The sequence below is a fragment of the Shewanella sp. GutDb-MelDb genome, from assembly GCF_002836075.1.
In the GTDB taxonomy this organism is placed as follows: Bacteria; Pseudomonadota; Gammaproteobacteria; order Enterobacterales; family Shewanellaceae; genus Shewanella.
The window spans coordinates 1-15,302 of record NZ_PJBM01000141.1; the positions used below are offsets into that span (position 1 = coordinate 1).

Below are 15,302 nucleotides of genomic sequence, written 5' to 3' on the forward strand. Positions count from 1 at the left end.
AAACCATCACTCAGGGCGATTAGTTCACTTACATCAACATAGCCGCCAGTAGAAACGGATAGACCATCAGATAAAAATAGCAGAAATACCCCCCCTAAAAACAGGGATAGGTTTGTCTTACCGGCATAAGAAAGCTTTACCGCTGAGGGTAACTTTGCAATCAGTCGTTGGTAAGAAGCTAATTTCAAAGAGAGTGTCCAGCCTACTAATACGGTTAATTTTGTGAATGCAAAGCATTCAGAGCTCATCTGTCGCAGGAGAATAACAAGAAGACATAGTTAAATGAAAGTAACTTAACGCTAAAAAACCTCGTTTATATTAAATAAACCTTAATTAAAACATGGTAAACCATAATGCATTACAAACTTAACAAAAAGACAACCTTTGCCATCTCAAAAACGCTACCATTGTGACTCAAGGCACTAATAGGTTCTGTCGAAAATGAGTAACACCTCACTTAATGATCAATAGACAGTTTTATTGGCAAGCTATTAACCTCGATAAACGGTGCAAAATAACAGTAACAGTGGCCTATTTGAGCTCAATATATCGCTAGCTTCAACCGTTAAGATTAATCAACCTTAAGTATAAGCCGTCACGCTGGGAGTAAAAGTAATGACGTCTATTGTTGATGGGGTTAGAAATAAATGGCTTATCTGAACGATATGGATAAGCCACCCACAAAATAGTAATAATGTTGGCGGGTGGGAAAACAGCCAATAAACGGCGGCAAAAACAACCGTGAAAGATCAACAGCCCCTAGTTATATATATTCGATATACGACCAACTAAATAGGTATATCCTTGATGAAAGTTATTTTCTGATAGCCCGTACTATTAAGTTATGTTCATCACCACAGGAAATATTATGCCCGCCGTTAGTGACTTCCCTGCTCGCTCATTGATTGCCGTTGTCATCAGCATGGTGCTTTATTCAAATTTAAGCTTCGCGGCAGAGCCACCAGCAAAAACTATCGAAGTGATCCAGGTATTAGGTGAGACTATAAATGAAAAGGGGGTATCACCTAAAAATGCCACTATAGACGGACCATTTGGCGATGAAATAGAGCTTAAAGATATCGCCCGTGCTGTTACGCCTATCACTAGCGAAATGATGCAACAGCTCAATATGACTGACTTACAAGATATTCAAAAAGTCAGCCCTAATAGTTATTCAGCTAGCGGTTTTGGTGCTTCAAGCTTACCGACGATCCGTGGCCAATTAGGTGAACTGTATCAAGACGGTATTCGCCGACAAGCGGGTAACAATGGTTTTGGAGTGCCACTGTCCTTTAACGCTATTGAGCAAATCGATGTGATTAAAGGGCCGCCTCCTGTGTTGTTAGGCACCAGCCAACGCAACGGCGGTTTTGTTAATTTGAACTCTAAGGTTGCGCCGACCAATGAAAAATTTGGCAAACTAAATGTATCCGCAGGCAGCTGGGATCATTATCGTGCCCAAATTGACTTCGGTAGCGATATTGTTGAAAACGAGAGTGGTTTTAGGATCAGTGCTGAACATATTGATAATGGCAGTTACTACGATTACTCCGCGTTTAAAAGTGACAGTGTATTTTTGGCATTTCGATTATTAGTTAACCAAAACAGCAGTTGGGATATTAATGCTGAGTACTATGATGTCGAGTTTACTGACAACGCAGGAATTAACCGCCCCACCCAAGCCTTAATCGACAGCGGGTTATATATTACCGGTCAAGGCATACAACCTAATGGCAGCAGCATTCCTGGCGCCAATGCTATTGTATCTCCGACCGGATTGGTTGAAATAGATCGCAACCGCGTATTAACCGATCCGGACAACACAAATGGTGCCAGCACCTTCTTACTTCACAGTATCTATACTCTTGAATTAAGCGAAAAAGCCACATTAAAAAATATCACTTATTATCAGCATCTAACTCGTGAAGAAATTGCCCAAAACAGTTTTGTTGAAATTATTGATGGCGCCGATACGGCGCAAAATCGGCTTGAATTGGCATACCAATGGAATGATACCCAATCCACCATTACGGCTGTCGATGTGCGTTACAACAAGGTACTCGGCTACAGTCAATTTACCACTGAAGCAGATTTACCCATTGATTTAACTGGGCCCATTGGTAACCGTCGTATTCCGTTAACAGCACAACAGCAAGCAAGGTTAGTGGAACTCCGCCCAGGCGTATTTGTGTCACCCGGCGCGCAATACGATATCAACGCCAATGGTAGTGGCGACTTTTCATTATCTGACACCACCGACTCTACCAGTTGGCAAACCGGACTGGCTATTCAGCATAATAGCCAATGGACTGACACTTTTTTTACCAGCGTCGGCTATCGTGCAGATTTTTATGATGTAAAAGCTCGCGACCCCATTGCTCCAGTAGGACAAATTGTCGCCAGTGATTCGATTAATGAAATGCTCAATTCTGCACAGATCAGTTTAAGCTACCGTGTCAGTCAAGATTTTACCGCTTATGCGAGTGCCAGTTATAACGAGTCAACGTCTAACAGCATGGCGGGCGGCAATACCCTGGGCGCTAATAACACTATTAGCCTACAAAACTTTGCCACTGAAAACACCTTTACAGAAATCGGCATTAAGTACGCACCGACTGACAATGCTTGGTATGCCGATGCCGCCATATTTGATCAAAAGCGCAGCCTGCGTAATCGTGATGGCAGTAATACCGGCATTCGTACCAAGGGACTGGAGTTACAAGCATTTTATGATGCATCACCCTTTTGGCTTAGCGCGGGTTACAGTTATTTAGATGCTCGCTTTGATGACTCAGCCAGCAGCCAAGATAGCGCTCAAGTCGCCGATGCCTTTGATAACTCTCGTCCAGATATTATTGAAGGAACCGGGGTTGGTGCGCCAAACTTTGCGTCTTTCGCCCCCACAAACCGCCGTGTACAAGGTATTCCTGAACAAACCACCTCTTTAAACGGCGGAGTAGATATCACTGAGAAATGGCAAGCGGGTTTCTCCGGTCTATATACCATGAGTTACCCATTAGATTATTTAGCCACCGTTTATATTCGAGACCAGTACACACTAAACATCAATACCAGTTATGACTTTTCCGAGCGGGCGAGATTACGACTCGACATCAACAACGTGACCAATCAAAAGAATTGGCGTCCGGTATTTGAAGGCGGTTACTTCGGTTCCACCTTGGTATTTCCGGAGCTCCCGGTCAACGCAACCGTCACTTTACAGTATTCATTTTAAGGTTTTAGTTTATGTCTAAGAAAATCGTGTTGTTATTAATTGTCGCCTCTTTAATGGGTTTATTCTTTCACTATGATTTACATCAATTACTGACCTTAGATGGCTTAAAAGCGTCGATGAATGAATTCAGCCAATGGCGCGAGCAGTCTCCAGTGGTGGTCATCGGTGGATTCTTCCTGCTGTACGTGATGATAACGGCATTATCACTGCCGGGAGCTGCAATATTAACGCTTGCCTCTGGCGCATTATTTGGCGTTGTCGAAGGCTTAATAATTGCATCATTTGCGTCAAGTATTGGGGCATTATCGGCCTTTTTAGTATCGCGTTATTTACTGCGCGATTCCATTAAGCAACGCTTTCCTGAACGCTTAGCCGCTATTGATGCTGGTATCCAAAAAGAGGGCGGGTTTTACTTATTTACATTACGTTTAGTGCCTATTTTCCCGTTCTTTTTAATCAATTTATTAATGGGTGTAACTGCATTTAAGTCTTGGACTTTTTATTGGGTTAGCCAGTTAGGCATGTTTGCCGGCACCTTTGTTTATGTTAACGCTGGCACTCAGTTAGCGCAGATTGATAGTCTATCGGATATTTTATCTTTCAAGCTCATAGTCTCCTTTGCACTATTAGGATTATTCCCGCTTATAGCCAAAATGATTGTTAACATAATTAAAAAACGCCGCGTTTATCGCAATTGGAATAAACCCGCTAAGTTTGATCGCAACATGATTGTTATCGGCGCGGGGGCTGGTGGTTTGGTTACCAGTTATATTGCCGCGGCAGTAAAAGCTAAAGTGACCTTGATTGAAGCCGGCGAAATGGGCGGTGATTGCTTAAACTACGGTTGTGTCCCCAGTAAGGCCATTATTAAAAGTGCCAAAGTTGCCCAGCAAATAAGACATGCTCATCATTATGGTTTGAACAGCACAGAGCCGAGCTTTTCGTTTAAACACGTAATGGCAAGAGTACAGCAAGTCATCGCTGATATTGCTCCCCACGACAGCGTAGAGCGCTACACCAATTTAGGTGTCGAAGTGCTAAAAGGTTACGCCAAATTAGTCGACCCTTGGACAGTTGAGATAACCTTCCCCGATGGAAGCAGCAATAAATTAACCGCTCGCAGTATTGTGATTGCCACTGGCGCACGCCCTTTTGTACCGCCATTGCCCGGCATAGAAACCACCGGTTATGTCACCAGTGACACCTTGTGGAGCGAGTTTTCTAAGCTAGATACAGCCCCAGAAAAACTCGTGGTGCTGGGCGGTGGGCCTATTGGTGCAGAATTAGCACAATGTTTTGCTCGTTTAGGGTCGCAAGTAACCCAAATCGAAATGGCAGAACGCATCATGATCAAAGAAGATGTTGAAGTGTCTGAGTTTGCGACACATGCATTGCAAAAAAGCGGCGTGAACATATTAACCTCACATCAAGCGCTGCGCTGCGAATTACGTGATGGTAAAAAATTGCTCATTGTTAAGCACCAACAGCAAGAAGTTGCTATTGAATACGATCAACTGCTGTGTGCCGTAGGCCGCAGTGCGCGCTTAAGCGGTTATGGTTTAGAAGAACTCGGCATTGAAACTAACCGCACTATTGTGACCAATGAATATTTAGAAACCTTGTATCCCAATATTTATGCCGCTGGCGATATTGTTGGGCCATATCAATTTACTCACGTGGCAGCGCATCAAGGTTGGTACGCTGCGGTGAATGCATTATTTGGTCATTTCAAAAAGTTTAAAGTCGATTACCGCGTGATCCCATGGACCACGTTTATCGACCCCGAGGTGGCGCGAGTCGGTATTAATGAAGAGGAAGCAATACGGCAAGGCATTGATTACGAAGTCACTCGTTTTGATTTTGCAGAGCTTGACCGCGCCATCACTGACAGTGCAACTGACGGTTTCATTAAAGTTATTACGCCTAAAGGGAAAGACAACATTTTAGGAGTCACCGTCGTCTCTGAACATGCTGGGGATTTAATTGCCGAGTTTGTGTTAGCAATGAAACATGGCTTAGGCTTGAATAAAATCCTGGGCACCATACACAGTTATCCGACGTGGGCTGAAGGTAACAAATACGCGGCTGGTGAATGGAAACGTAATCATGCCCCTGCGACTGTGCTACGTTGGTTAGAAAAATACCATGGCTGGCGTCGCGGCTGAATCAAATTGCAAAGTGAGAGTCCAGAGTAAAAATGCTGAGCGAGAACCCAGAATAATGAAGATCTTAACCCGATATGTTCAAGGTTTGCTGTTGGCTGTCAGCATTGTGCTCAGTCACATTGCGATGGCGGCAGATGCTCCATCTGCACCACATTTACATGATGATTGGCAACAATTACTCATTCGGAATGTACAGCCAATTAATCAAGGTCACAGCAGCGCAGTCGACTACCGCGCCATGCTACAAGACAGAAGCATATTAAAGGGCTACCTCAATCAATTAAGTCTAATCACCCAAACAACATTTGATGGCTGGGACACAACGCAGCAATTGGCCTTTCTAATCAATGCCTATAATGCATGGACAGTTGAGTTTATTCTAACCACCTATCCTGATATCGATTCCATTAAAGCGTTAGGCAGTTTTTTTCGCTCACCTTGGGATAAATCGTTTATTCCATTATTGGGCGAAACTCGCAGTTTAAATGACATTGAGCATAAATTAATTAGGGGTAGTGGCCGTTATAATGATCCGCGCATTCACTTTGCTGTCAATTGCGCCAGTATAGGCTGCCCCGCGCTGCGTGAAGAAGCTTACACGGGTGCTAAGCTCGAACAACAATTAGCAGCTCAAACCGAGCGCTTTGTTGCCGACACCCGCCGCAACTATTTCAAAGATGGCACTTTATATCTGTCATCCATTTTTAAATGGTACGACGAAGATTTTACTATGGGGTTTAATAACAGCCATTCTGTCGCGGCTTTCTTACTGTTATATATCGATGTACTCGAACTTACCCCAGCGCAACAATCTGCGCTGACCCAGCAAGAAATGCAGATTGAATTTTTAGATTATGATTGGGCGCTAAATGACAATCAGTAAACGACTTAGCCTGTCACTTCACCTTAAAACCGCCCACTATCATTTGGCGGCAAGGGTACTTTTCGTCTGTTTGTCAACGAGCTTATGGCCAAGCGTAAGTCATGCCTCGACCTCCCCCGATAAAATATGGTCAGAGATTGAATCTCGCGGTAGAAACCAAGATGTTTATTTTCATGCTTGGGGTGGCGACCCACAAATTAATATGTATATCCTATGGGTTGCAGAGCAGGTCAAACAACGATATTCCATTAACTTACACCAAGTAAAATTAACCAACACCAGCGAAGCCGTCAGCCGTGTATTGTCTGAGAGATCAGCGGGAAATCATCATAATGGTCAGGTCGATATGGTGTGGATTAACGGTGAGAATTTTGCATCAATGGCACAGCATCAATTACTAACCCCAAATTGGGTTAGCCAGCTACCCAATTTTAGCTTAACCAACCCTGAGCATAACCCAGCAATGACACGCGACTTTGGCGTGCCAACACAAGGAATGGAAGCGCCGTGGGGACAAGCCTCACTATCCTTTTACTACAATAGCACCGCAACCACTGTTCCACCTTTAACATTATTACAGTTACTCGACTGGAGCCAAGATCATCCAGGGCGGTTTACTTATCCTAAGCCACCTGATTTTTTAGCCATGAGCTTTTTAAAATATGCGTTAATAATGTTGAATGACGCTCAACCGACGGCAATAAAAGAACGGCTTTATCAACCCGCATCGCCTCAAAGTGAAGCGTTATTATTACCTGTTTTATGGCAGTTTTTAGATGAGTTACACCCTTCGCTCTGGCGTAAAGGTCAACACTTTGTGTCTAGCGGTATGACGCTACGCCGCTTAGTGGGCGACGGTGAATTGAACCTCGCATTCACCTTCTCAGCAGCCGAAATCCCAGCTGCAATCGCTCGCTTTGATCTTCCCAGCAGTACCCGCAGTTATAAGATGCAAGATGGCAGTTTAAGCAACATTCACTTTGTAGCCATCCCCTATAACGCAGCTCATATCGACAGTGCAAAATTAGTGATTAATTTCCTGCTTAGCCCTGAAGCACAAGCAAAGAAACAACACATAGAGGTGTGGGGTGATAGCACGGTATTAGACCGTTCACTGCTGACCTTAACGCAACAAACTTTATTCAGCACACAAACTGCCAAGCAAGACAATAAGCAGACGATACCGGACGCTGCTGCGACCAGCATGGCGCATTACGTGGCGAGTCCTGCCTTAAGCGAACCTCATCCCAGCTGGACCCAGATTATTGCTCAGCAATGGCTGAGTCGTTATGGGGTGAAACCATGATTGCTGCCAATACCCTGTTTACCCGCGTCGTCAGTTTTAGCCCATCTGTCATGGTGACATTAATCGTGCTGCCCGTATTAGCAGGATTGTTGGGGGTGATTTTACCCGCTTTTGGCTGGATCCCTGCATTAGGATTAACTGAGTTCGGGTTGCACGGGTTTGAACAATTAATGGCGACGCCAGACATGAGTCGCATGGTCATGCTCAGTTTTACCACCAGTTTAATCAGCACGTTACTAGCATTTATAATGACGACATTGATCCTAGCCAGTTACTTTTCAAGCCCATGGTTAAAACGAATTCAACGCTTATTAGGGCCTCTCTTAGTTATTCCACATGCTGCGGCGGCCATTGCTATCGGCTTCTTAATCGCACCATCTGGCATGGTGTCGCGTTTAGTATCGCCCTGGCTTAGTGGATGGACGAGCCCACCGGACTGGTTATACCCGCACGATGCCATGGGCATCAGTATTATTATCGGCTTAACCATTAAAGAACTGCCTTTTTTGTTGTTAATTGCCCTTGGCGTATTAGCCCAGCCAGACATAGGCAATACGTTACGCTCTCAGCATCGAGTCGCACTTAGTCTCGGCTACAGCCCAATGACCGCATTTTTTAAAATCGTGTTACCAAGCCTTTATCCTTATCTGCGCTTACCGGTTTTAGCCGTATTGGCTTATGCCAGTGCCAGCGTTGAAATCCCATTAATTTTAGGCCCGAATACCCCACCCACTTTAGCCGTCGCCATTATGCAATGGTTTAATGATGTCGATTTAAGTCTGCGCATTAAAGCCTCTGCAGGGGCGCTATTACAAATATCGGTTACCTTGGCGTTGTTAACGATTTGGTGGTTGTTAGAACGTCTCGTAAAACGATTAAGCATCAATAGTTTAATTAATGGTCGCCGCGACTACCGCGACTTGTTATGGCAACGAATTACTCATCTACTGACGGTGCTTTTACTCAGTGTTATCGGCTTATCATTATTTGGCATGTTATTGTGGTCGGTGGCCGGTTTTTGGCCTTATCCTATGGCAATACCACAGCAATGGGTTGGCATGCATTGGCAATCAGCGTTAGTACAAATGCACGCACCATTGATCAATACTGTGCTCATTGGCATCTGTAGCACTGCTCTTGCGATCATCATCACCGTATTTGTGCTTGAGGCAGAACAACAACGAGGTAAAAACCTGTCAGCGATTAGCAGCGTGATTATTTACTTGCCCTTGCTGATCCCCAGTATTACCTTTTTATTCGGCTTAGTTTGGCTACAAGAACAAGTAAATAGCCACCATGCTTTTATCAATGTGGTGTTAGCGCACCTATTGTTTGTATTACCCTATGTTTTTTTGTCACTTGCCAACAGTTATCGACGTGTTGATCCTCGCTATGCAGCTGTTGCAGCAAGCCTTGGTGCGGCACCGGTTAAAATATTTTGGCAGATAAAATTACCTATGCTATTGGCACCTATTTTAATCGCCATCGCGCTGGGCTTAGCCATTAGTTTTAGCCAATACTTACCCACTTTGCTGGCTGGTGGTGGCAGAATAGAGACCATTACCACCGAGGCTGTTGCGTTAGCCAATGGTGCTAGTCGCCGAGTCAGTGCCGTTTATGCCTTAATGCAGATGTTCTTGCCTGCCATCGCGTTTTTAGTGGCTTGGCTTATCCCCAATATTCTCTTTCGACGTCGCGTATAGGGACCAATATGCCATTACAGTCAACACACTCTTCAGCCGACAATGCGCCTTTATCCCGGTCAGTACCAGGATCGTTACGCATTGAACAGCTAGTATTAACACGTCAAAATACCCCTTTACTGTCCCTTAATGAAACCATTAACGGCGGTGATATTTTGACGATTATGGGGCCATCAGGCAGCGGTAAGTCGACGTTATTAAACTGGTTAACGGGCATGCTGCCACAAGGATTCAGTGCTCAAGGTCAGTTACATTTAAATGGGCACAACATCACAGGCACTGCCAGCCATTTACGCCATATCGGTATACTCTATCAAGACCCATTGCTGTTTCCGCATTTATCAGTCGCGGGCAATATCGCCTTTGCCATGCCTAAAGGCGATGCTCCACTACGACGCCAACAGATCAGCCAAGCATTAGAACAGGTGGGACTGGCGGGTATGGAGCAGCGTAAGACGCAAAGTTTATCAGGAGGGCAACAAGCACGAGTGGCATTATTGCGGGTGTTATTGAGTCAACCTGAAGCCATTTTGCTCGATGAGCCTTTTAGTAAACTTGATAGTCAACTACGCCAAGAAACTCGGCAGCTGGTGTTTGACCTCATTAAGCGTCATCAATTACCTGTGGTCATGGTCACCCATGATCAAACCGATGCTAATGCTGCAAAAGGGAAAGTAATCACGTTAACTTAAGCGCTTTAAACGATAGCAAAAGCTCCTCAATATAAGTGGCTGAATTGAGTTAGATCCTTACTTTGATAGCCACTTACTCATCTAACTCGGCAACAGGCGTCGCCACAATAGGATTACACCATGCTAGATCGATTTGTCACGCCCATCATTAATACGTTATTACGGCCGTTAGTCAAACCGCTGGATAAGCGCAATATTAGCCCAGATCAGATCACCTTAGTGGGATTTGGTATCGGTATGACTGCATTACCATTGTTGGCATTACAGCAATGGTATGCGGCGCTTGTGGTGATCTTAATTAACCGAATTTTTGATGGAGTCGATGGCGCTCTTGCTCGTTATCAAAACAAAAATACCTCTGCGGGAGGTTTTTTAGACATTTGTGTCGACTTTTTATTTTATGCAGCGGTACCGTTAGGATTTGCCATCGCTAGCCCGATTGAAAACGCCTTACCCGCAGCGGTATTATTAAGTGTATTTATGGGGACAAGCTCAAGCTTTTTGGCATTTGCGATTCCAGCAGAGAAGCTCCATTTACCGCGGCCCCAGTTTGCCAATAAGAGTTTTTACTTTTTGAATGGCTTAACTGAAGGCACCGAAACCATCGCCTTTTTTCTGGCATTCTGTCTATGGCCAGAGTACTTTCCAGAGCTGGCTTACAGTTTTGCTTTGCTAGGCTCAATTACTATCTTCACTCGTATTCACGGTGGCTACCATACGTTAAAAAACCACACGCCCCTTAACCAAACCTCACAAGGTAAATGTGATAATGGATGATGCATCATCAATACGACTAGGAATATTTTTAACAGTGCTGGCGTTAATGTTACTACTAGAGCGTTGCTTTCCGGCAAGGAAGTTCCCCAACACAGCAACAACGCCGAAACAAGGCACTCGCTTATTCGGCAATGTGGCAATACTCGTCATTTCAGCTGTTGCGGCAAGGTTAGTATTACCGATTGGATTAGCGGGTCTTGCACTCTTTGGTCACCAACAGCAATGGGGATTCTTGCCCTATATCGGACTGCCGAATTGGGCCAATATAGGATTAAGCCTACTGTTATTAGATCTGCTTATCTATTGGCAACACCGATTGTTTCATCGTATCCCCTTGTTGTGGCGATTGCATAAGGTCCACCACGCCGATGTGCATGTCGATAGCACTACCGCGCTGCGATTTCACCCGATTGAAATCACTGTCAGTATCGGTGTTAAAGCGTTGGCCGTCATTATTCTAGGGGTGCCAGCCAGTGCAGTTATTTTATTTGAAATTCTATTAAACGGTTTAGCCATCTTTAATCACGCCAACATTCGATTATCGCCAACACTCGAACGGATCACCCGCACCATATTAGTGACCCAAATATTACATCGCATTCATCACAGTCAAATCATATCCGAGAGCAACAGTAACTTTGGTTCTAGTATCGTTTGGTGGGATAGGTTATTTGGAACCTATTCAGCCCAAGCCAGTAAAGCAGACAATGATATCGACATTGGCCTCGGCGAATATCAGGATGCCAAACATAACGCCAAGTTGTGGGGATTATTAAGGATGCCATTTCTATCCCAAAAGCCATTCAAAAAGGAATAACCATTTTTTCAATAATATGTCTTACATTCAAAATTCCTGAGAGAGGTCTAAATTAATCACATTAATGGCGTTGCTATCGTTATTTGGGGATATAACTCGGCTAAGCGTAGGTTCTAGCGAGTGATTTAAGCATCATAAAGCCTTGGCCATCCATGGCACTCTTGGCTGGACCATGGCTTGTGGTTCAGGAAAACTGCTTGCCGATCAAATCAGCGGAATGACTCGCAGTATTGAGAGCTTTCGCTTAGCCTTGTACTAACACCATTATTTTTTACGATAAAAGAGTCGAACAAAAACGAAGTTCAAAAGATAAACTGCCCTTAGCGCTCACGCTTCATTCGACCCATCAGATGTTAACTCTACGCTCTTACTGTCACGAGTGTACAACGCAAGGAGTCGGGCATGTAAATGAGCTTAAGGTCGTTGGGCAGGTCAATATCATTCTGAAAAGAGTCCATGCTACAAATAAGTTAACCTGAGGTTGCAAATCCATCTAACTCAAGCAATACAAGTGCGTGATGATTACGACTAACAACATGGATCCTATAATCAATCTTTATTACATTTATCAAACGCTTGATATGTATCAACCCTCATATTATTAATCCGTGTATCTTGACTTACTCTTCCTGAGTGAGTTAATCAAAAATAGGATTTTTGCCGTGATGCGTTTATCTGTTCTAGTGTTTGCCACCCTCTTTTTAGCACTGCCTGCGCAGGCCCATGAACTCCATTCATCTGGTGGGTTTTTCGCCGGATTTAATCATCCCGTTCTAGGATTTGATCACATGTTAGCCATGTTGTCGGTGGGCCTTTTAAGTACCCAACTTGGTGGCCGTGCAATCTGGACCGTCCCCACTGTATTCGTCATATTTATGCTTATTGGCGGTATTATTGGCTTGCTGTCAATTCCTATTCCGTTTGTAGAGATCGGAATTGCTATCTCGGTTCTATTGTTAGGATTGGCTTTAGCAATAGACAAAAAACTACCTCAGCTGTTGGTTATGGCATTTGTTGCCCTATTTGCCATATTTCATGGTCATGCTCATGGTGTTGAGATGCCACAATTGGCTAACCCGGCACTCTATGCCCTAGGGTTTATCTGCGGTACTGCAGCAATACATATTGTCGGGGTATTATTAGGAATGGGTATGCAGCATAGGGATCCGCAACATCACTTTATTCGGACATCGGGAGGCGCTATTGCACTTATCGGCGGTTATCTTCTTATTGGTGTTTAACATTTACTTTATGACATATATGAACAATTAGAACCTGTCTTAAACGTTTAATTTTTAGACGTATTGTCGATATTATCTTTTAAAGTAATGCAACGCAGCAGTAGCCCTCTGAGAAGCTCATACTGTGCAGATTTAAAACCTGCTTTATAATGTACAGGTGAGTTTCGATATACAATTTCATGGTCTATTTTTGTTCCATACAAATATAGTATTCCCTCCATGGAGGTCAAATTCGGGAGGTAGATCCTACCGAGGCTACTAGAGCCGAGAATGACAAACACGCATGCATATTCTCTGACTCTATAAAAGATCGTCAACTAAGCCCAAATAGTAAAAATTAATTAGACGCTAACGTCTAATGCCCGCTACACAGCCGCTATCTTACTCAAATTCTAGCAAGTGATTTAAAGCGTATTAATATGAATGACGCAGCTAGGGTTGTAAAACTGATTGGCTTATTTGTCGAACCATAAAAAAACACCTGCACTAAGGCAGGTGTTCTTATAAATCACTATCACGCTTTCAGCTTTGGAGCTCGATTAGCTTTGCTTTTTAACAAATTTAGATTTAAGCATCATAAAGCCTTGGCCATCTACTTTGCAGTCGATATCGTGGTCGCCATTCACAAAGCGTTTGATAACCGCTTTAGTGCCAACCTTAAGCACTAACGATGAACCTTTTACTTTAAGGTCTTTGATTAGTGTCACTTTATCTTCTTCTGCTAATAAGTTTCCTACTGCGTCTTTTAAGATAATAACGTCTGGATCAACAATAGTTTCGTTAGGATTCCATTCATGAGCACATTCTGGACAAACGAGTTGTGCACCATCTTCGTATACATAGACTGATTCACATTTTGGGCATGGTGGGAGAGCGCTCATGGTATTTTCTCTTTAATAAATAATTTGTTGAATCGTACTTGATAGGTCATCACTGACACAACCATCAATACAACTCGCTTTTCAAAGACACATTATAATCAATATTTCGAATATCATCTAGATTGAAAATAGGGTCTTGTGAACAAGCCGCTATTTATGTTTAGTTATAGATGTTCATTATTGATATCGAACTTTGTGTTTTTTACCCTGTTTGCAGATATTGTTCAGCCTTATCTTGAATCATTTCTATCGGGACCACTTTAGCGGCATCACTCATTAAGCGTCTGTTTATACTCTTTAAGCGAAATTCCAAATTGATGTTTAAATCGCTGACTAAAACGAGTTTCAGATTGATAACCACAACATATCGCTAACTCTAGCTGAGAGAGTTGAGCGCCATTACGGCTGTATGACGATTGCATCACCCCTATGGCATGTAACATTCTCACTTCTGCCAAAATGACTCTAAAAGAGGTGTGTTCTTTACTTAGATGCCGCATGAATGTTGCTTGGCTCATCGCAAAATGCCCACAGACATTATCAATAGAATGATTTCTAGCGGGATCTGCTGCAACGTAACGACTCACTTTATCTCGTAATGTGAGTTGATGATGACCGAACAGACTTGGTAAGCCGCCAGCTTCGCTAAGCTGTTGATAAAAAGCATCGAGATAGAGCTGCTGCACTGATTGACTCAAATGATGTTCAGACATACTAAGCAGCTGCGAAAAAGCAAAGTTCAAGCCATCAGTGACTTCAATACAGGGTGAAGCCAGCATAGAATCTTTCTCTTTTCCGGCAGTTATAGATTGTTGCAAAATATGTTCTGATGGCGATGAAAGAAACGAGATCTGAACCGAATTAAATTGTTTTTGAAAAGGCTCATTCACAAAGGTCAGTTTTTCATTAGAAGAAGCGAGAAGCCAATTACTCCGATTAAATGTGAGAGTGTCACCTTGCCAAAGCAGAGTTTTTATTCCCGAAGTAACCGCTATAATGCTTGGAGCCACCACAGGTACATTACGCAATGGTTGCGACTTTATGCCAAAGAAGCGATCAACTTTAACTAATCCGCGCACTTAGTTTCCTCTTTAAAGGAGATGACATCCAAATGATCTCTTGATGCGGGATTCAGCATGAAGAGAAGTGACTAAATAATAGGGTAATAAACTCAGCAATTACCCTATTATAATGAACAGGTATTAACGAACGTAAGTTGCAGTGAGTACAGCTTTGTCTAACGCCATCTTGTTGAGGGTAAAGCCCACAATAGCAGGAGAGATATCAGCGGGTAATTCGAGTTTAGCCTCAGGCAGTGCCCATACTGTAAACTGATACCGATGCATTCCATCCCCTTTCGGTGGACAAGCTCCCCCAAACCCAGGTTTACCGTAATCAATTCTGGTCTCTAAACCGGTTTTTAAATTACCTGATGCCCCTTGTGGCAGTGATAACGTACTTGCAGGCAGATTAAGTACCGTCCAATGCCACCAACCACTTCCTGTAGGCGCGTCAGGATCAAACACCGTAATCGCAAAACTCTTAGTCTCCTTGGGGGCACCACTCCAAGATAATTGTGGCGAGACGTTGCCTCCGTTACAG

12 protein-coding genes and 1 pseudogene are annotated in these 15,302 nt (G+C 43.6%); 9 read left to right on the plus strand and 4 right to left on the minus strand.

Annotated elements, in window-relative coordinates; all coding sequences use genetic code 11:
* Positions 1-188, minus strand: a pseudogene (locus CXF82_RS05790) (hypothetical protein); the annotation flags it as partial.
* A 734-nt stretch (positions 189-922) separates the two neighbouring features.
* Between CXF82_RS05790 and CXF82_RS05795 the strand changes: the two are divergent.
* The 9 genes from CXF82_RS05795 to CXF82_RS05840 all read left to right on the plus strand — a co-directional run bounded on the left by CXF82_RS05795 (position 923) and on the right by CXF82_RS05840 (position 12,819).
* Positions 923-3,235, plus strand: coding sequence for a TonB-dependent receptor (locus tag CXF82_RS05795; RefSeq protein WP_374702355.1), 2,313 nt, complete (start codon positions 923-925; stop codon positions 3,233-3,235).
* An 11-nt stretch (positions 3,236-3,246) separates the two neighbouring features.
* Positions 3,247-5,400: an FAD-dependent oxidoreductase gene (locus CXF82_RS05800; RefSeq protein ID WP_102043812.1), complete on the plus strand. Its 2,154-nt coding sequence runs from the start codon at positions 3,247-3,249 to the stop codon at positions 5,398-5,400.
* A gap of 55 nt (positions 5,401-5,455) precedes the next feature.
* Positions 5,456-6,283 (plus strand): DUF547 domain-containing protein, encoded by an 828-nt coding sequence (locus CXF82_RS05805; protein WP_102043817.1) that lies wholly within the window; start codon positions 5,456-5,458, stop codon positions 6,281-6,283.
* Positions 6,270-7,589, plus strand: coding sequence for an ABC transporter substrate-binding protein (locus CXF82_RS05810; RefSeq protein WP_102043813.1), 1,320 nt, complete (start codon positions 6,270-6,272; stop codon positions 7,587-7,589). The genes CXF82_RS05805 and CXF82_RS05810 overlap by 14 nt, the downstream gene beginning before the upstream one ends.
* Positions 7,559-9,292 carry an ABC transporter permease gene (locus CXF82_RS05815; protein WP_102043814.1) on the plus strand — a complete coding sequence of 578 codons (1,734 nt, stop codon included), beginning with the start codon at positions 7,559-7,561 and terminating at the stop codon, positions 9,290-9,292. The genes CXF82_RS05810 and CXF82_RS05815 overlap by 31 nt, the downstream gene beginning before the upstream one ends.
* Before the next feature lie 8 nt (positions 9,293-9,300).
* Complete coding sequence (locus CXF82_RS05820; protein ID WP_102043815.1) at positions 9,301-9,984, plus strand: ATP-binding cassette domain-containing protein; 684 nt, start codon at positions 9,301-9,303, stop codon at positions 9,982-9,984.
* A 120-nt stretch (positions 9,985-10,104) separates the two neighbouring features.
* Positions 10,105-10,761, plus strand: a complete 657-nt coding sequence (locus CXF82_RS05825; RefSeq protein ID WP_101090650.1) for a CDP-alcohol phosphatidyltransferase family protein — start codon at positions 10,105-10,107, stop codon at positions 10,759-10,761.
* Positions 10,754-11,578, plus strand: a complete 825-nt coding sequence (locus CXF82_RS05830) for a sterol desaturase family protein (RefSeq protein ID WP_257982739.1) — start codon at positions 10,754-10,756, stop codon at positions 11,576-11,578. Before CXF82_RS05825 ends, CXF82_RS05830 begins: the two co-directional genes overlap by 8 nt.
* Before the next feature lie 662 nt (positions 11,579-12,240).
* Positions 12,241-12,819 (plus strand): HupE/UreJ family protein, encoded by a 579-nt coding sequence (locus CXF82_RS05840; protein ID WP_101090649.1) that lies wholly within the window; start codon positions 12,241-12,243, stop codon positions 12,817-12,819.
* 539 nt (positions 12,820-13,358) lie between these two features.
* On the opposite strand, the gene CXF82_RS05845 is transcribed toward CXF82_RS05840, so the two are convergent.
* The 3 genes from CXF82_RS05845 to CXF82_RS05855 all read right to left on the minus strand — a co-directional run.
* Positions 13,359-13,700, minus strand: a complete 342-nt coding sequence (locus tag CXF82_RS05845) for a zinc ribbon domain-containing protein YjdM (protein WP_101090648.1) — start codon at positions 13,698-13,700, stop codon at positions 13,359-13,361.
* Positions 13,701-13,969: 269 nt separating this feature from the next.
* A complete protein-coding gene (locus CXF82_RS05850) occupies positions 13,970-14,779 on the minus strand; it encodes an AraC family transcriptional regulator (RefSeq protein ID WP_102043816.1) in 810 nt (269 codons plus the stop codon).
* Positions 14,780-14,902: 123 nt separating this feature from the next.
* On the minus strand, positions 14,903-15,302 hold a 400-nt coding region (locus CXF82_RS05855), incomplete at its 5' end, for a YbhB/YbcL family Raf kinase inhibitor-like protein (RefSeq protein WP_102043819.1).

Bases quoted from the DNA above. Each gene is read 5' to 3' on its own strand.
- CXF82_RS05795 (WP_374702355.1), top strand. From the start codon at position 923: ATGGTGCTTTATTCAAATTTAAGCTTCGCGGCAGAGCCACCAGCAAAA.
- CXF82_RS05800 (WP_102043812.1), top strand. From the start codon at position 3,247: ATGTCTAAGAAAATCGTGTTGTTATTAATTGTCGCCTCTTTAATGGGT.
- CXF82_RS05805 (WP_102043817.1), top strand. From the start codon at position 5,456: ATGAAGATCTTAACCCGATATGTTCAAGGTTTGCTGTTGGCTGTCAGC.
- CXF82_RS05810 (WP_102043813.1), top strand. From the start codon at position 6,270: ATGACAATCAGTAAACGACTTAGCCTGTCACTTCACCTTAAAACCGCC.
- CXF82_RS05815 (WP_102043814.1), top strand. From the start codon at position 7,559: ATGGCTGAGTCGTTATGGGGTGAAACCATGATTGCTGCCAATACCCTG.
- CXF82_RS05820 (WP_102043815.1), top strand. From the start codon at position 9,301: ATGCCATTACAGTCAACACACTCTTCAGCCGACAATGCGCCTTTATCC.
- CXF82_RS05825 (WP_101090650.1), top strand. From the start codon at position 10,105: ATGCTAGATCGATTTGTCACGCCCATCATTAATACGTTATTACGGCCG.
- CXF82_RS05830 (WP_257982739.1), top strand. From the start codon at position 10,754: ATGGATGATGCATCATCAATACGACTAGGAATATTTTTAACAGTGCTG.
- CXF82_RS05845 (WP_101090648.1), bottom strand. From the start codon at position 13,700: ATGAGCGCTCTCCCACCATGCCCAAAATGTGAATCAGTCTATGTATAC.